This window comes from Williamsia sp. z34 (genome assembly GCF_059553395.1).
Window position 1 is genome coordinate 127,036 of the sequence record NZ_JCANWW010000008.1, and the last position, 17,159, is coordinate 144,194.

The 17,159-nt window shown below is 63.0% G+C and carries 18 protein-coding genes; 4 read left to right on the top strand and 14 right to left on the bottom strand.

The window, feature by feature from the left end; genetic code table 11:
• Window positions 1-93 precede the first annotated feature (93 nt).
• Window positions 94-1,500 (bottom strand): carotenoid oxygenase family protein, encoded by a 1,407-nt coding sequence (locus AC51GT_RS19765; protein WP_496329886.1) that lies wholly within the window; start codon window positions 1,498-1,500, stop codon window positions 94-96.
• Window positions 1,501-1,703: 203 nt separating this feature from the next.
• Here AC51GT_RS19765 and AC51GT_RS19770 point away from each other — a divergent pair, with 203 nt between their 5' ends.
• The gene (locus tag AC51GT_RS19770) at window positions 1,704-3,389 is read left to right on the top strand and encodes a DUF7800 domain-containing protein (protein ID WP_496329887.1); all 1,686 of its coding nucleotides are present in this window, start codon (window positions 1,704-1,706) and stop codon (window positions 3,387-3,389) included.
• A 236-nt stretch (window positions 3,390-3,625) separates the two neighbouring features.
• Here the strand turns inward: AC51GT_RS19770 and AC51GT_RS19775 are convergent, their stop codons facing one another.
• The 7 genes from AC51GT_RS19775 to AC51GT_RS19805 form a co-directional block, all read right to left on the bottom strand.
• On the bottom strand, window positions 3,626-3,829 hold the full coding sequence (locus AC51GT_RS19775) for a cold-shock protein (RefSeq protein WP_020108824.1): 204 nt from the start codon (window positions 3,827-3,829) through the stop codon (window positions 3,626-3,628).
• Between the two features lie 238 nt (window positions 3,830-4,067).
• Window positions 4,068-5,669: a GMC oxidoreductase gene (locus AC51GT_RS19780; protein ID WP_496329961.1), complete on the bottom strand. Its 1,602-nt coding sequence runs from the start codon at window positions 5,667-5,669 to the stop codon at window positions 4,068-4,070.
• 94 nt (window positions 5,670-5,763) lie between these two features.
• Window positions 5,764-6,333, bottom strand: coding sequence for a TetR/AcrR family transcriptional regulator (locus AC51GT_RS19785; protein WP_496327184.1), 570 nt, complete (start codon window positions 6,331-6,333; stop codon window positions 5,764-5,766).
• A 137-nt stretch (window positions 6,334-6,470) separates the two neighbouring features.
• Window positions 6,471-6,893, bottom strand: coding sequence for an organic hydroperoxide resistance protein (locus tag AC51GT_RS19790; protein ID WP_496327183.1), 423 nt, complete (start codon window positions 6,891-6,893; stop codon window positions 6,471-6,473).
• A gap of 25 nt (window positions 6,894-6,918) precedes the next feature.
• Window positions 6,919-7,365: a MarR family winged helix-turn-helix transcriptional regulator gene (locus tag AC51GT_RS19795; protein WP_496329888.1), complete on the bottom strand. Its 447-nt coding sequence runs from the start codon at window positions 7,363-7,365 to the stop codon at window positions 6,919-6,921.
• A gap of 82 nt (window positions 7,366-7,447) precedes the next feature.
• Window positions 7,448-7,960: a mycothiol transferase gene (locus AC51GT_RS19800; RefSeq protein WP_496327181.1), complete on the bottom strand. Its 513-nt coding sequence runs from the start codon at window positions 7,958-7,960 to the stop codon at window positions 7,448-7,450.
• Between the two features lie 127 nt (window positions 7,961-8,087).
• Window positions 8,088-9,182 (bottom strand): esterase/lipase family protein, encoded by a 1,095-nt coding sequence (locus AC51GT_RS19805; RefSeq protein ID WP_496329889.1) that lies wholly within the window; start codon window positions 9,180-9,182, stop codon window positions 8,088-8,090.
• Window positions 9,183-9,542: 360 nt separating this feature from the next.
• Between AC51GT_RS19805 and AC51GT_RS19810 the strand changes: the two genes are divergently transcribed.
• A complete protein-coding gene (locus AC51GT_RS19810) occupies window positions 9,543-10,640 on the top strand; it encodes a DUF2776 family protein (RefSeq protein WP_496327179.1) in 1,098 nt (365 codons plus the stop codon).
• A 63-nt stretch (window positions 10,641-10,703) separates the two neighbouring features.
• Here the strand turns inward: AC51GT_RS19810 and AC51GT_RS19815 are convergent, their stop codons facing one another.
• The 4 genes from AC51GT_RS19815 to AC51GT_RS19830 all read right to left on the bottom strand — a co-directional run bounded on the left by AC51GT_RS19815 (window position 10,704) and on the right by AC51GT_RS19830 (window position 13,304).
• Window positions 10,704-11,165, bottom strand: coding sequence for an ATP-binding protein (locus AC51GT_RS19815; protein WP_496329890.1), 462 nt, complete (start codon window positions 11,163-11,165; stop codon window positions 10,704-10,706).
• A gap of 45 nt (window positions 11,166-11,210) precedes the next feature.
• Window positions 11,211-11,609 (bottom strand): STAS domain-containing protein, encoded by a 399-nt coding sequence (locus tag AC51GT_RS19820; protein ID WP_496327177.1) that lies wholly within the window; start codon window positions 11,607-11,609, stop codon window positions 11,211-11,213.
• Between the two features lie 290 nt (window positions 11,610-11,899).
• Window positions 11,900-12,499, bottom strand: coding sequence for an NADPH-dependent F420 reductase (locus AC51GT_RS19825; protein ID WP_496327176.1), 600 nt, complete (start codon window positions 12,497-12,499; stop codon window positions 11,900-11,902).
• A gap of 73 nt (window positions 12,500-12,572) precedes the next feature.
• Window positions 12,573-13,304, bottom strand: coding sequence for an SDR family oxidoreductase (locus AC51GT_RS19830; RefSeq protein WP_496329891.1), 732 nt, complete (start codon window positions 13,302-13,304; stop codon window positions 12,573-12,575).
• A gap of 106 nt (window positions 13,305-13,410) precedes the next feature.
• Between AC51GT_RS19830 and AC51GT_RS19835 the strand changes: the two genes are divergently transcribed.
• Window positions 13,411-14,259, top strand: coding sequence for a LysR family transcriptional regulator (locus tag AC51GT_RS19835; RefSeq protein ID WP_496329892.1), 849 nt, complete (start codon window positions 13,411-13,413; stop codon window positions 14,257-14,259).
• Window positions 14,260-14,331: 72 nt separating this feature from the next.
• Here AC51GT_RS19835 and AC51GT_RS19840 read toward each other — a convergent pair whose 3' ends face one another.
• Complete coding sequence (locus AC51GT_RS19840) at window positions 14,332-15,303, bottom strand: NAD(P)/FAD-dependent oxidoreductase (protein ID WP_496329893.1); 972 nt, start codon at window positions 15,301-15,303, stop codon at window positions 14,332-14,334.
• 78 nt (window positions 15,304-15,381) lie between these two features.
• Window positions 15,382-15,972 (bottom strand): hemerythrin domain-containing protein, encoded by a 591-nt coding sequence (locus AC51GT_RS19845; RefSeq protein WP_496329894.1) that lies wholly within the window; start codon window positions 15,970-15,972, stop codon window positions 15,382-15,384.
• 190 nt (window positions 15,973-16,162) lie between these two features.
• Here AC51GT_RS19845 and AC51GT_RS19850 point away from each other — a divergent pair, with 190 nt between their 5' ends.
• Window positions 16,163-17,050 (top strand): manganese catalase family protein, encoded by an 888-nt coding sequence (locus AC51GT_RS19850; protein ID WP_496327171.1) that lies wholly within the window; start codon window positions 16,163-16,165, stop codon window positions 17,048-17,050.
• Window positions 17,051-17,159 lie beyond the last annotated feature (109 nt).

Below are 17,159 nucleotides of genomic sequence, written 5' to 3' on the forward strand. Positions count from 1 at the left end.
TCCGGTGCCGGCCGCATTCTGCAGGTCTCGCCGGCGCGACAAGCTATTGGATCACCCGATCGTGCCATGGAGAACGGATACGGAATCGGTCGCCTACTCGGGTGAACCCTGAACCCAGGCTCCATGCAGGCCGGCCGGGACCCGGATCGGAAGTCGCGCGGAGCACAGGGGCCCCGATGCGGGATCGTCGGTGGGGAATACGTAGAACGCCGACGTCATGGTCTCCCGATCGGTGCCGATGGTGCCCCAGTAATCGTTGCCGGCACCCGACAGGAAGATGGGTTCACCGACGCAGACCGTGCCCGAGTCCCAGGACGTCTGCGTGCCGGTGGTCAGGTCGTCGAAGAACAGGGTCTCGATACCGGCCGGTCCACCGGGTAACTGTCCGGCGGAGGCGATCGCGGTGTGTGGGTGTGTCAACGACCGGTCATCAACACGGGGGAACTCGACCATCGAGTCACTGAGCGGCGTATGCGTCACGCGTCCACTGACGGGGTCGAGTCGGGTGCGGGTGATGGCGGCGACGCCCGGTCCGGTTTCCACACCCAGGTTGGTCGGCTCGTTCCATCGCACGTAATCGACGGCCACTTCGCCATTTTCGGTGTCGAAGGCATTGGCGAAATGCCACACCCAGAACGGGTCGGCGTCGACCCACTTCACGGCTGAGCCGTCGCGGGGGACCAGCGCGATCCGGGTGCCTCGTTCGGGAAGCCATTCCAGGGGTGAGGCGCCGGTGGTGAAGGATGCGATGATGTCGAACTTCAGGGGGCAGACGAAGATCACGACGTACCGTTCGGTCAGTGCCATGTCATGGATCATCATCGGGGCATCGACTCCGTTGATGGGAGTCGGTGGGCGCGTACACTTTCCGTCCGGACCGACCACGGACCAAGTGAGAAACGGTGCCTCGAACGCATAGTTGAACAGCAGCATCTCGCCGGTCACCGGATCGATTTTCGGGTGCGCGGTACTGCCCGCGAGCATTGCGCCGTCACATGATTCGACTCCCAGGGTCGACAGATCACTGGGGTCGAGGCCATAGGGCCGTGCGGCCTCGGCCATCGCGAGTAGTCTGCCCCCGTGTTTGACGACGTTGATGTCGGGCAGATCGCGACCGGTGTTCTCGGCCCCGTCCAGATCGTCTTCGGTAGGGACGTACGGATCGAAGAGTCCGGACCACAGGGCGTGACCGACCTCTTCCTCCGATACGACAGCCGGTGTCCGGACGAAACGGTTCCGGTACGACACCGTCGTCCCGTCGAATTCGATCTGATGGACCATCGCGTCACCATCGATCGGATACAGGTAACTGCCGATCGGATCGAATCGTGGGTTGGGCCCATTGCGGAGATAGCTGCCGATCAGATCGGCCGGCAGGTCACCGTCCACGGTCAGCGCGGAGACATCGACTTCTTTGCGTTGCGGGGCAAAGAAGCCGGACAGGTAGGGGTGATCGGTCATGTTGACCGTCGCAGGCCGCGGATCGTGTGGACTCGTCATCGTGAACGCCCCTATCCCGCTACGGAATCGTCGGACGGGCCGCGACTGAACGCCATGGCGCCGTCCACGCTGGATTCTACTGATGGGTCGGGCGGTCCGCAGGCCCCGGGGAGAATCGCCGATCGGCAGCGCGGTGGCGCGTTCGACAGGTCAATGACCACGGAAACGTGCGGAATCGGCGAATCGGTGTAACTGTGGGACCGATGAGCATGAGACTGCCGGGGCTCGTCCTCGGACCGATCCTTCGTTATGTCGACACCACGAGAGCCACGATCTGGGTGGAAACCGATGACGCGTGCAACGCGGAAGTCCGAACGTCCACCGGCCAGATCGGCGCTGAGAACACCTGGTCGGTGCACGGGCATCACTTTGCGATCGTGCAACTGGTCGGACTTCCGTCCGGCAGCCTCATCGACTACACGGTGACGCTGACGCCGACCGGCGATCCGGATTCGGAGGTGACTCCGGTGATCTGTGCCGAGGGGACGCTGAGGACCGCAGCGCGGGACGACTCCCTGACTGTCGCCTTCGGTTCGTGTCGTCGAGGTGATACCTACGACGACGATCGGATCAAGGCGATCGGCGCCGATGGACTTGCCGGGCTGGCCGCCCAGGTGAAAGACCAGGATGCGGAGCTGTGGCCGCAACTGCTCCTGTTGCTCGGAGACCAGGTCTATGCCGACGACCCCTCACCCGAGATCAAGGCAAGGCTCCGGGAGCGCCGGGAAACGGAAAAAGACCCGGAACTGGGTGAGGAGGTCTACGAAGAGATCTGCGACTTCGAGGAGTACACGTGGCTTTACCGCGAATCGTGGGGCGCAGAACAGGTCACCGGGTTGATGGCCACCATTCCGAGCTGCATGATCCTCGACGACCACGACCTTCGCGACGACTGGAACTCGTCGTTGGACTGGCGAACGGAAATGGAGCAGAAACCCTGGTGGCACCGACGCGTCGTGGGCGCCTTCTCCTCGTACTGGATCTACCAGCACCTGGGTAACCTGTCGCCGAACGAACTGGCGACGGACGAGCTCTACCTCGCAGTGCGGTCAGCGGTCAGCGCAGAGGAACGGGAAAAGCTCTTGTCGGACTTCGCGCTCCGGGCCGACCGCGAGCCGGCGTCGGCCCGCTGGAGTTACGTCCGGGATCTGGGCAACACCCGGATCATCATGATCGACTCGCGCTGCTCGCGAGATCTCACCCCGGAGCGGCGAGCAATGCTCGACGATCTCGAATGGGCCTGGCTGTGCGAGCAGGCTCTGGCCACCGATGCGCGGCATATCGTCTTCGGGACGTCGCTTCCGTATCTGATGCTGCCGGCGCTTCACCAGCTCGAACAGTGGAATGAGGCTGTCGCGCAAGGTGCTTGGGGTCGCCGGTGGGCGAAGGTGGGGGAGAAGCTGCGCTTGGCACTCGATCTCGAGCATTGGGCTGCGTTCGGCAATTCGTTCGAGCAGATGGTGACCCTCGTCGGCGACCTGGTGCGCCGGCCACAAGCCCCGGCGAGCATTCTGTGGCTTTCCGGCGACGTGCACTGCTCGTACGTTGCCCAGGCCGAGTTGACGGACAGCGGCGCAAACAGCAGCACGGCGTTGTACCAGCTGACGATGTCACCGTTCCGGAACCCGCTCGACTTACCGATCCGAGCGGTGAATCGGCTCGCGATCCGACGGCCCGTGGTCAAGTTCATGCACTTTCTCGCGCGCCGGGCCGGACTCGGGGATCACGCGATCACCTGGCAGGTCGATGCGGGACCGTGGTTCGACAACGGCGTGATGGTATTGCGACTGAAGGGCGACACCGCGTCGGTTCTCATCGAGCATGCAAAGACGGGTCCCGGAGGTTCACAGGATCTCGTGCAGACGCACGAGATGGTCCTGACGCGCTGACCGATCGAGAGCGCACTCGGGCGCGCGGATCGATCATTCACTGGTTCAGAGAGCTCGATCCTGGTGCGCCAGTCACTTGCGGTGTCGGCTTGCGCCGGACGTGTCCACGGCAATCGCCACGTGGAGGAGCCATGAGGAGTTGGTCGGTAGTGTCCCTACCGAACGGGTTACAAGCAAAAAAGTGGGCGACCCGCGATTTCTCGCTGGTCAACCCACTTTTTTGAAGTCTGACGATCTTAGATCGCGGTCACTCCGGTAGCCTGGGGGCCCTTGGCGCCCTGGCCGATTTCGAACTCGACTCGCTGGTTCTCCTCGAGGGTGCGGAAGCCGCCGCCCTGGATCTCGGAGTAATGAACGAAGACGTCATCTGAACCGCCGTCGGGGGCGATGAAGCCGAAGCCTTTTTCGCCGTTGAACCATTTCACAGTTCCCTGTGCCATATTAAAGTACTTCTCTCTTTTTTCCTGCAGAACGCATTAACACGTCCCTGGTACATAGTGTTGCACGGATTTCCCCAAACGGATAGTCCCAGGGACAAATTGGGGGCAAATTATTTTGTCCCGAGCCGCTGACCTGCAGTTATGTCCCGAAACTCGTTCAACCGGGTTTGGCACGGGTGTGCAGGTCTGCCGATACAGAGCGGTGGGAACACGTCGGTCCGGCCGGTCACTCGGTCGCTCAGATGATCGTTCCGACGTCCTCGCGGACGAGGTGGTCCATTGCGCGCTCGGCGACCGCGGCGATGGTCATCGACGGGTTGCACGCCGCGGAGTTGCCCGGCATCAACGCGCCGTCCAGCACATAGAGCCCCCGCTGTCCCTGGACGCGTCCCTGGAGGTCGCACACCGAACCCATGCTCGCGCCCCCGAGTGGATGCCAGGTGGACGGGAAGGTGAGGTTGGTGTCCGTGGTCAGGGTCGCGGTGCCGGCGATCTTGTGGACAGCGGGACCGATGTGGCCCTTCTGGATCTCTGAATCGCCGTCGATGGGCCAGTGCAGCGTCGCGTTGTCGATCGCGGCGTCGTAGGCGAAGCGGCCGCGGTCGGCGCTGACCCCGAATCCGACCATCATCGTGCTGCGGGCATCGATGCCGATGCTGGGGATGGACGCCTGGATGATGGTGAACGCGGATTTCGGGTCGTTCCAGTTGCGGCTGCCATAGACGACCGGACCGCCCTGTGGTGTGCCGAAACCGGAGCCCGGGTTGGTCCATAGATAGATGCGGTCCGCGTTGGTGCCCCAGTTGCCGCCCAGGCCGTCGGGCATGTCTCCGATCGCGCCCTTGCCGGCCGCCCGCATCAGCAGGTTGGTGGTGTTCATGCTGCCCGCCGCCATCACCAGTGCGTTGGTGGTGAGGATCTTGTTCTCCAGGACGGTGCCGCTGGTGTCGGTCCGTTCGACGTGCACCCGCCACCGGCCGTCGTTCGTCCGTTCGACGTCGGTCACCTCGTGCAGCGTGTGGACGGTGGCGCGGCCGGTCGCTTCGGCCGCGGCGACGTAGGTGACGTCCACCGAGTGTTTGCCACCGTTGTTGACACCGAGTGCGCCATCACCGTTGGTATAGGAGGGCCTCATCTTGCCGCGCAGCTCGTCGAGTGCGTAGTTCCAGTCGATGGGCATCGGGATCTTCGATACCGGGAACCCGGCCCGTCGTGCGCTCTCGGCAAACATCCTGGGGGCCTGGTAGTTGGGGGTGGCGATCAGCTCATCAGGTGCGACCTGGAGCTTGAGCATCTGTGCCACGCGCGGGTAATGCACCCGGTCCATCGTCTTCCAGTCGAGGGCCTCGGGGAAGTTGGCATTGAAGACGGACTCGTCCGGCTGCAGTGTCATTCCTTGGTAGACAAGGGATCCGCCGCCGACCCCGGCTGCGCACAGGGCGGTCATGTTCTGGCCGATGATCGCTTCGATCAGCCCGGTGTACGGCTCGAAGACGGCGGGCTTGCCGAACAGTTGCGGTGCGCCCTTGTGCCAGAGGATCCGCTTGTCCGGGGCCGTGGCGAGGGGAAACGTGTTGGAGTTCGGACCGGTTGCCCACCGGCGACCCCGCTCGAGGATGGTCACCGGTACGCCGGCTTCGGCCAACCGGAGCGCGGCCACGCCGCCACCGAAGCCGGAGCCGATCACGATCACCCGGTGGTCCTCGCGGGTGACCGGTGTCCGGGCGACAGGTGTGCGTGAGACCGGTACCGACTTCGCTTGTGCAACCGTCGAACTCGCCGCCATCACCCCGGCCGCGGCGGCCCCGGCCAAGAACGTGCGGCGCTTGATTTCAGACAACATTGCCCCCCGGTCAGATGTTCATCGTCGACCGAAGTTGCTCCGCGGACGCGGCTGGTCGCCCGGTAAAGTTAGACAGTTCCGTCCGAAAGTGTCAAGAGTCGTCGGGTGATGTGGTCCAGGATTGCATCGCCGGAGCCAGCCACCGGATGAGGAAGTCTCGGAGCGCGTCGTCCTCGGTGACGTCGACGTCATCGAAGAGGACGGTCGAGAGCCCCAGCCGCAGCCCCATTGCGACGATGTCATCGATGTGCTCTTTGACCTCGGCATATTGCTCGGCCAGCGGGGCGAGCAGTTCATGGGCAATCGGTTTCGCGCGGGAGATCATCCCGGTGTCGAAGATCGGATTTCCGACTTCCGCGTGGAGCAGGGCGGCCAGTGCCGGGTGGCTTCGGACAGTTGCCCGGCCGGCGACGATGAGTTCGACGATGTAGGCCACCGGTGTGTCGACGGCTTCGAGGTGATTACGGATATCGCCGAGAATTTCCATGGTCAGGCCTGCGACGGCTTGAGAGACGAGGTCTTCTCGAGTGCCGAAGATCGAGTAGACGGTCTGGCGGGAGACATTGGCAGCGCTTGCCACCGCGGCGATGTTGACCCCGTCGAAGCCCTCGGTAGCGATCAACCCGAGTGTGGCCTCCAGGATCTTGTTCCGCGATCTCATCCCGGCATTATCAACCACATGTCCGGCGTTGTTGCACAACCGGGCGCTCTTCCATGAACCGTTGAAGCCGAAAAACGGCAGCCGGCGGGCCTTGTGGCCCGACGGCTGCCGTCATCTGTTCGGTCGATTCTGGCGGCTCAGTCGTCGGTCACCACGAGCTTGACGTCGATATTCCCGCGGGTTGCGTTGGAATACGGGCAAACCTCGTGTGCTTTGTCGGCGAGTGCCTGGGCGGTGGCGTGATCGAGGTTCGGCAGTGTCACCTCCAGCTCCACGGCGAGGCCGAAGCCGCCGTTGTCGAGGCTTCCGATGGACACCCGTGCGCCCACAGTCGAATCGGTGTCATCGGCCTTTTCCTGTCCGGCGACCAAACGCAGTGCCGAGTGGAAGCAGGCGGCGTATCCGGCGGCGAAGAGCTGCTCAGGGTTGGTTCCGACACCGTTGCCGCCCATCTCTTTTGGAACCGACAGGTCGACGTCGACCTTGCCGTCGGTGGTGCGGGCGTGACCATTGCGGCCGTCACCGGTGGCGAGTGCTTCTGCGGTGTAGAGAGCTTTCATGGTGGTGCCTTTCGGAGTTGGCTGTTCACGAACCGGCCGGATTGCCGGATTCACGTAGTGCGACGGTCAACCGCTGGACCGCGTCGCGCAGTTCTACGGTTTGATCCACATCCAAACCTGTTGCAGCAAAGAGCTGTTCGGGTATGCACTGGGCCTTCGATTCGAGTTCTCGGCCGGCGTCGGTGAGCGTGACCTCGACCGACCGCTCGTCGGTCGGGGAGCGGTCACGCCGGACATGACCGGCGGTCTCCAACCGCTTCAACAGCGGCGAGAGAGTGCCCGAATCCAGTTGTAGCCGTTGCCCGAGTCGGCGGACCGTGATCGTCTTCTCCTCCCACAACACCAGCAGAACCAGATATTGCGGATAGGTCAGCCCGATTTCGTCGAGCATCGGACGGTACGCGGCGGTGGTCGCCCGCGACGCCGAATACAGGGCGAAGCAGAGTTGGCTGTCCAGGCGAAGTGCGGTCACATGTCTGAACATAGTGCGCAATTGAATTGTGCACAACCATTCTAGGGGAGTTCTCAGACTCGGTCGGGTTTGCGTGGCGGATTCAGGTCGCCGTGCGAGCGAATACGCCGGCGATGAACGCTGCCTGACCGACGTGCTGGAGATCGTCGGCGACGACGCTGACCAGGCGCACACCGAGGGTGACCGGTGGGTTCCAGTTCCGGTCGACCACGGTGTCGAGGTCTTCTGAGCTCAGGGTTTCGACAAACGCGGCGGTTCTCTCGTGGACCGCGTCGTGGTATCCGAGTAGGAGGTCGCCGGCGGCTCGGACCTTCTCGACGTCGTCGCTGGATTGTCCGTAGCCGATCTCGTCGGCGTCGAAAGGTAATGCGAAGCGGCCATACCAATCCTGTGCGGTCCACACCTGCTCCGAGTTGGCGACACCGGCGATGTGGTCGTCCTGTACGCGGGTCAGGTGCCAGATCAGCCATGCGATCGTGTTCGCACCGGGGTCGATCCGGTAGGTGAGGGCGGCATCGGGAAGGTCGGAGAGCGTCGCGTGAACCTCCTCGGAGATTCGGCCGTATGCGTCGCGGATCAGGTCGGCCTCGTTCATGATCAAGTCCTTTCGCTGTCAGGGGACATGCCGATCCCCTCTATCTATGCTCCGACACTGCAATACCTGCACGGCGCCGGAATGCCTCCTTATAACGGTAAAGAGCAGTGGGACAATGAGTTTGCCGTCAACCGAAAAGCCAAGCGTTCGGTTCGCACACGATGGGTACCGGACGGCCGTCGCTCGTCCTTCCTCCGACCGCACGTGCGGTGATGGATGCCGCACGCGGTGAATAGCTCAGGGACAGGTGATCTGATGTGTCGATTTCGCAGCCGTCTTGAATGGTGACGTTGTTGACGCTCGCGCCCGGGCCGGCGGTGAGGAATGTTGACGCATACGGCGTGGTGATCTCGTCGTATCGGCTGCCGATCACCGTGTAATCGACGCCGGGGACGGTGTCACCGTCGGCGTTGAGGGTCTCGAGGAACTCCGAGTCGTAGACCTGCTGGATCCCGGCGACCCCGACCACGAGTGCGACCGGGCCGAGAATGTCGATACCGAGGTTGTTGATGGTCCGGCCCAGGGTGCCGATGCCCAGCAGGCTGGTTCCGTGGTTGGTGGCGCCGAGCGTGACGAGGTTGTCGACCTTGTCGGCGCCGCCGTTGAACTTGAGGTATTGCCGTGCCATCAGGCCGCCTTGCGAATGGCCGACCAGGTTGACCTTCGTCGAACCGGTCGAGGCGAGCACCCGATCTACGAACGTCGCGAGTTGTCCGGCCGACTGCGCGATATCGCCGTTGCCGTTGGCGCCGGGAACGATGTCCCCGAGCCCGCCACCGTCCTGGATCGGCAACTTGCCGTAGTTCAATGCGTACACGCACAGTCCTGCGGCTTTCAATGCCGGCGACATGAAAGCCCAATTGTCATAGGCGTTTTCCCATGTTCCGTGGAGGAGGACAACGGGCTCTTGGCCGTCCTCGGGTGTGCAATCCCAATCGTTCGCGCCCGGAGGTGCGACATCCGGATTGAACAATCCGTACGCAAATGCCGGCAGAAAGGAATCACTGCTCGGGCCATTGCCGACCGGTGCCGACCAGGTGCTGGGGCCGTTGAGGATGACGTCGCCGGCCGGTTGCTCGAGCCCGGACTCGATGACGTGGGCCAGGTCTTCGGTGGTCGCCGCCGAGGCGCCGGCCGTCCCGATTCCGATGGTGAGGACTGCGGCAAGGGCCGTTGCGGCCGTTCCGATTTGGGCGATATGCGAACTCGAAAAGCTCTTCATGCTCGTTCCCCCGACTGGCTGTTGACGGTGGTATGGGTTACATCGAGACTAGGGTGAACTGGGGAGTGTCCACCAGAAAACGCCAGATTCGAGCATGACTCGCGGTTGGTTCGGTCAGGTGTGAAAACGACCTTCGTCCGCTGCGGCGGGGGTGCCATACGGTGTGGCGCAGCGTATCTCGTTCGGTTCGGCGAGCGGAGGGGTGGGGAAAGCCGGACAGGGGCAGTGGCCTGTTCGTGACACCTGCCGTGAAACGACTCTCAATGCTGTTCTGCCATGGTTGACTGCAATCACGGACCCTTGGACCAACCCTTGACCCCAGGCGTCCACCTCAGAAGTCTCGATCATTGCTCTGGAGTGGTGATCGACCGGCAACGCTACGAGGTCGTGATCGGTATGAACTACGGGATGAGCGTGGTCTTCCGGACGATTCCATTGGTCATGATGGGGTTGTGCATCGGCTACGGCGTCTACATCTGGACGGACGGCGACGCGTCGGGGAACTTCGTCGCCGGCAGAGTGGTCACCTTCCTCGCCGCCATCTGCCTCTGCCTGTTCTGTACCGCCGCCACGATCATCAGACAGTTGATCGGCCGCTTCAACACCGTCGACAAGATCTTTTATCCGACTCTCGGGTTCGCCACGGCGATCGGGACGGCGGTTTACGGAATCATCATCTTCGCCGGGGCAGAATCCGCACGTGCCCCTGCTTACGTCGCCGGGCACGTCGTTTTCGGTCTCGGTCTGATCAGCGGATGCGTTGCCACCGTCGCAACCGCGTCCACGAAATTCACGCTCATCCCGCAGAATTCGAGTCAGTCGGAGAATGACCGGCACCCGCCCGCCGCGGCATTCAGAGGCGGTTCGGTCCTGGTGTTGTCGATCATCCCGGTGGCACTGGCGATCACCGCATGGGTGTTCGCGATCATCAACCTGGCACAGACCACGACCCCGGAGCGGTTCACGGTCGGCCACGTCGTCGCCGGCCTGGCGATGATCTGCACGAGCCTGATCGGGTTGGTGTTCAGCATCGTTCGGCAGGTGCAGAACACCTATGAGCCGCGGGAGCGGATCTTCTGGCCGTGGCTCGTCATCACCATGGGCGCTCTGAGCATGGTCTGGGGGATCGTCGTCCTCGCACTGCACAGCAAGGAGTACTACCTGACGCCCGGCTTCGTGATGATCGGGCTGGGACTGGTCTGCTTCAGCATCCTGAGCAAGGTCGGCCTGTTGGCGCTGGTGTGGCGCAGGACCTTCGGGCTCGCCAACCGGGTTCCGCTGATTCCCGTTGTCACCGCTCTGAGCTGTCTGTTCCTGGCCGCCTTCGTCTTCCAAGAAGCAGTGGACAACCTGAATGTGTTCATCGCCGCTCGCGTGCTCGTCGGTTTGGGCGCGATCTGCTTCTCGCTGTACTCCATCGTGAGCATTCTGGAGAGCGGTACCTCGTCCGCGAAGTAGTGGCTCTGGGTCTTACCCGGTGCCGTGAGGTCCTTTACCGCACCGCCGCAGGGGGCGCCGGCACTAGAGTGTCGTCGGCCTGCCGCTGGCGCTCGAGGAGAACAATCGCCACTGCAGGTTCACTGTGGTGCCGGCAGGTCCGGTGGCGATGTCGGTGGTGTCGGTCAGGGCGCGGATGAGCAGTAGACCGCGTCCGCGTGCGTGGCCGGGCTGCTGTTGTTTCCAGGTGCCGTGGTCAGTGACGGTCACATCGAGGGTGCGGGCGGTGTGCCGGTAGCGCGCGGCGATGTTCAAGGTCGCGTCGGGAGAGTGGGTGGCGTAGGCGTGTTCGGCGGCGTTGGCGACAGCTTCATAGACGGCCAGGACGATGTCGGCGCGACGTTCGTCGGTGGCGTTGGTCTGGTCGGCGATCCATCGGGTGAAGTGGCGGCGGAAGGTGGCTACATCTGAGGCGTCGGCGGGAAGGTTGTGTAGCGAGAACCCGCAGTGCCCGGAGGTGCGCCGTAGTTGGGGTAGTGGGGTCACAGGTGCTGACTACCCAGCCGATGGCAGATTTACGCAGGCTGCCGATCAGGCCATCGCGGCAATTGCTTGGTCCAGGGTGGGGTAGAGGGTCAATGTTTGGTCCAGTCCGACCATTTGAAGTGGCCGTGAGGTGGACGGGCCGTCGGCCACGACGCCGAACAGCCCGGTCGGGGCGATGGCTTCATGGGCGGAGGCCAGGGCACTCATGCCTGCCGAGGCGAGGAACTCGGTGGTGGTCAGATCGATGATCAGTCCACGTGGCTCGCTGGTCAGTGCGTCGGCGACCGCCTCGGTGAGCTGTGGTGCGGTCAGGACGTCGATGCTGCCCTGCACGGTCAAGATGACCAGCTCGTTGTGCGCAACGGTGACCACGGTCAATGTGGCGGTGCCGGCGGTTGAGTCGTCTCCATCGACGATTACTGCGTCGGTGCTATCTCGATTCACGGACGGGATCCCTTCGGTTCTAACAGTTCATCGCCGCCCGTGGGCACCAAGGCACACGGGCGCGACGGCAATGTCTTTACCGACACCGTTCATTCTCTCACGTCCACAGCCTGCAGGTTCGCTCGCCTGTCGACGCTATGATCGGGCAACCGGGTGGGGCGGGTCAGGCCCTGGGGACGTTGTCTCCCGGAATGGCCCAAGAACCTTCACCAGAGGTTGCATGCTCCGGTTCACTGACGCCAGGAACGCCAGGTGCCAGATCCTCGACGAGCCCACCACGTGGGGGGCTCTCATCGAGAGATCGTGATATTGAACTTGGTGGTCTGCAGGGCCCTGACGAGCGCGAAGAACAGTGGGGCCACGTGTTCGGTTGCCAAAGCAGTATCGATACCGCCCAGATCGAGGATGCTGTCGGTCGACCACCCCAGGTCCTTGAGTACCTCGGTGACAACGTCTTTGGCGTTGTCGTGGTCGCCACTGAGAAACACGGTCGCCTGTGACAGGGACCCTTTCGGGTCAACCATGATGGAGAAGTTCATCGTGTTGAGGGTCTTCACGACCCTCGCGCTCGGGAACCGCGCCTGCAGCTTCTGGGCGACGCTGTCGCCGGGGTACGCCATCGTCATTTCCGGCGTGAACGCGGCCGACGGGTCCAACACGATCTTGTCGCCGAGGACCTCCTCTCCGATCTCCTGCAATGTATCGAGTACGGCTGTTCCGGGGATGGCCGTGATCACCATCTCCGCCGAGGCGACGGCCTCGCACTGGGCGAGGATCCCGGCTTCCTCAGACGGTGTCCGGGACCCGTAAACCACGTGGTGGCCTGCCGAAGCGAGACGGGTCCCGAGAGCGGTTCCGACTTTTCCGGTACCCAATATCGCGATATTCATGAAATCTTCCTCAGCAGTGGACGAATGGAGAAGTTGTTGGCGGCGCGGGCGAATGGGAGCGTGAGCATGGACGTCACCACGGCACCACACCGGTGTCCTCGAAAAAGCCGCCCGTGGGACCGTCCTCAGGGAGCGTGGCCAGGCGAATCGCAACCGCAGCACCTTCTTTCGGGCTGCGTACGCCGCGGAAGCCGTTGAGATCGGTCGCGACAAATCCCGGGCAGACGGAATTGATCAGAATGTTGGTTGCGGCCAGTTCGCGCGCGTACTGGAGGGTGACTGCATTCAAGAATGTTTTCGAGGGTGCGTACGCGACAGCGACCGGACCGGTGGTGGTCTCACTGCAGGCTTCGGATTGTCGCGTCAACGACCCCACACTGCTCGACATGTTCACAATCCGCGGAGCGGTTGAGCGCCGTAGCAACGGCAACATGGCATTGGTGACCCGGATGACGCCGATGACGTTGGTCTCCACGACCGAGCGAATGATGTCTGGGTCGACGGTTGTCGGTTGCTGCAGTCCGCCACCGGTGATACCTGCGTTGTTGACCAGCGCGTCCAGACGCCCGGTCCGCTCACTGATCACGTCAGCGGCCTCGGTGACGCTGCGGTCGTCTGTGACGTCCAGTGGCACTTCGAAAGCATCGACGCCTGCTGCTCGCAATCTGGCCACTGCGGCGTCCCGCCGCACTTGATCTCGGGCGCCCACACCAACGCTCCAACCCAAATTGCCCATCCCCGCGGCGATCTCGTAGCCAATACCCTTGTTCGCGCCCGTCACGAGGACTGTTTTTGCTTCATTCACGCCATCGATCATGCGGTTCGGTCCACGCGTCCGTCCAAGACCAATCGGGTCATGAGCGATACCCGCAAGGTATCGACGCTCATCGCGGGCTGGTTATGCTGTCACGGTGGAAACCCGAGAGCTACGGTACTTTGTCGCCGTTGCTGAAGAATTGCACTTCGGTCGAGCGGCTCAGCGTCTGGGCATCGCGCAGCCACCACTATCTCGGGCGATCAGCCAGCTCGAACGCCGGCTCGGTGGTGAGTTGTTGCAGCGCAACAGCCGAGGGGTGACTCTTACCCCGGCCGGTACTGTCCTGCTTCATGAAGGACGGGTGGCTCTGGACGCAATGAGGGCTGCCGAACACCGCACTCAGCGTGCCGCGGAGGCAGCGGTGGGTGAAGCGGGCATCATCTTGGTTGCCAAAGCCGGAGCGTCCGATGAATTACTGGCGAAGCTTCTGCACGCCTATGACGCAGTACCCGGGTCCGTCCGCGTCGACGTGGTGTTGTGTAGGCCCGGTGAACAAGAGCAGCTATTGCGAAGCGGTCGCGCCGATGTTGCGTTGCTTCACCGACCATATGACGACACAACAGGTTTCGACACCGAGAACCTTCACACCGAAGGTCAGATCGCGGTTCTACCTGCCGGTCACCCGCTCACCACCCGCGGTGATCTGCGCCTGAAGGATCTCACTGAGGTGCCCGAGCTACCGCTGCCCCGCTGGCCCGGGCCCGACGGTACCTTCGCAGAAGGCAATGGGCCCGAGGTGCACAGTCACACGCAGCTTCTACAGCTCATCTCACTTGGCCGAACCTTGATGTTCGCGCCTGACTCCTGCCGTTCACACCTGCATGACGATCTTGTCGCTGTGCCGATAGTCGACGCACCACCGGTCACCACGGTCATTGCCTGGCCACCACACAGTCGGTCTCGGGCTGTCGCCGAACTCGTTCGAACTGCGCTCCGCACCTGACTTCCGATTGTGGCGGTCGACGTCGCGGCTATTCGCAGTGCTGCAAGTGGTTTCGTCCGCCATTGCGCGACTCTATCTAGCGGCGAAATGCCGGGCGGGCGGGGCCGGGGCGGGTGCCGCGGAGGTCGTGGAGTGGCCACGGAAAGATGTCGCGCACGCCACGCCGGCGGTGGTACCGCTGCCGACGGCGACAGATACAAATTGCAGCCCAGAGGTGATGTCCCCGGCGGCGTAGACACCGTCGACGCTACTGAGCTGCAGCGCGTCGACGACGATCCCGCCCTCGTGATCGAGCTCGCATCCGAGTTGCTGGGCAAGTTCGTTGGTCGGATGGTGTGCGTAGGAGAAGAACACTTTCTCCCCCGCAACCAATTGTCCGTCGGCCAACCGGACACCGGTCAAGGCGCCGGGATCACCGATCAAGGCTTGGGCCACTCCGTCGACGACCTCGATGCCGTGCTCGGCGCATACAGTGCGTTGTTCCTCGCCGAAGAGGGAATCGCCGTTGGTCTCGGTGACGATCCGCACCTTCGCGGCCCAGTCCAGCAGTTCGGACGCGTACGCGGGGGCATGCTCACCGCTGCTGAGCACGATCACCGTCTTGCCGCGTGCGGTGTAGCCATCGCAGGACGCGCAATGATGGACGTCGGTGCCGTAGTGGTTCGCGATGCCCGCAACCTGGGGTAGTCGGTCACGGACACCGGTGGCCAACACGATCCGTTTGGCGCGCACCTGGGCGCCGCCGATGGTGGCGACGAACCTCTCCGGGCCCTCCAGTCGCACAGCGGTGACGGTCCCGTTGTGCAGCCGCACGTGCGAGTACCGCTTCAAACTGGCCCGGGCAGCGTCGTAGAAGTCCTGCGGGGTACTCGGACCCGGGACGAGCATGCCGTGGATTTCGTCGGCGGCCAGGTTGCGCTGCTGTCCGGCATCGATGAGGAGAGTGGATCGCTGATATCGGCCGAGCCAGGTGGCCGCGGAGAGCCCTGCGGGACCACCGCCGATCACAATGACGTCGACGGCAGTGGGAAGGGCAGCACTCATTGACAATCCGTTCTGGTTCGGGCGCGAAGCAACGAACACCCCGTTGGTGCCCGTCGTTGGTCGTTTATGTGCGACCACTCACGTCGGGGGCGCCTGCGCCGGTTTTTGCTTGTCGCGTCCGGTGACCTTGTCGCGCACCTTGTCCACTGCAGCGGCTGCCATACCGACAGTGCCCTGCGCAGCAGCATTCGACGGGGTGTGGGGATGGGGTCTGGTGGGTGCGGTCGACTTGGCCACGCGCAACGAATCTCCCAGAGCTTCGAGGTCGGAGGCGGCGGTGTGGCGCTTCTCCCGTAGCGCTGGCCAGGCTGTTGTCTCCTCGAACTCGATGTGCAGGCGGGCGAGACTGATGAACGCCGTGAGAGCATCTTCGAACTCGGGTGTTCCCGCGTCGTTGTCCTCGATGGTCTGCAGCAATCGCTTACCCTTTTCTTCCTGCTCAATCGCCTGGTCTGCCACTGCGTGGCCGTTGTCGACCAGGCGCCGGAAGGCGGGCCAGAAGAGCTGCTCCTCGATGGCTTCGTGTTGTGACTCCGCCATCACCAGCGTCGTGGCCAGCTCCTTGCGCTTGGCGAGGCTGTCGGCACTGTCTCCGGGGGGTCCGTCCAGAAGCTCCAGCATTCCGAGCACGCTCTCGTGGTCTGCGCGCAACATATCCAACGGGTCCATGGATATCTCCTTCGCCGTCGTCTGTGTGGGCAGCAACGCCCGGATTAATGTGGCTTACCTCGTTTGACCGCTGACGAAACACGCAGAGGATGAGCCGAAACGGACAGTGCCTGAACCGAAACGGACAGTGTGAAGGAGGGCCGCTGGGGGTAGTCGACCGATGAACTAATCCACCCTTCTGGAGGTAATCATGTTCATGCACCACAAAGAGCTTCAGTTCGATGTACGAGTCGAGCGGCCCGATCCAAAGTTCGCCACGCTTCTACAGGAACAGTTCGGCGGGGCCAACGGTGAGCTGAAAGCGGCGATGCAGTACTTTTCGCAGGCCTTCATCTTGCGACGCAAGAGCCCGAAAATGTACGACCTTTTCATGGACATCGCCACCGAGGAACTGTCGCATCTCGAGATGGTCGGAGCGACGATCACCATGCTGCTCGACGGGCTCAACGATGATCTCAAACAGGCGAACGAGCACTGTGATTGGATGCCGGCGGTCTCCAGTAATGACGGTAAGGACTCGATCATCAACCAGGTTGCGGTAACCCCCGAATACCTGACACTGCGCGGTGGTGGTGTCGACCTGACCAACGCGGCCGGCGTGCCGTGGACCGCGGCCTACGTCAACTCCAACGGGGATCCCACGGTCGACCTGCGCAGCAACCTCGCTGCCGAGTCCCGCGCCAAAGTGGTCTACGAATACCTGAAACAATTCACCACGGACCCGGGTATTCAGGACACATTGACTTTTCTGATGTCGCGTGAAGTTGCACACTTCCAACAGTTCACGGCCGCTTTGAACGAATTGCCGATGAACTTTCCGCCCGGCCAGCAGCCCGGTGACGATCGGTTCCAGAATCTCACCTTCAACATGTCCGGCGGCGGCGGCTCGACGCGAGGACCCTGGAATGAGGGGCAGGGGCCTTGGTCCGAAGGTACCGAATGGCGTTATGTAGAAGACCCGGTCGGCTGGCTCGACAGTGACGAACGGAAAAATCGGGGGGCACAAGACAACCCCGAAGGCAGTCCAAAGGTGAAGGGCGAAAAGCCGTTTATGCGTACTCAGCACATCCCTGGCTGAGCAAAGTCAATCCCGCCCGCCGGAAGGCAGCGGTTGGGAACCCCGTGATGTTCTGAGGGCGCCTCATGCGGCCCGATGGTGGCGGTGACCGTTGATGATGCGGTGTGCC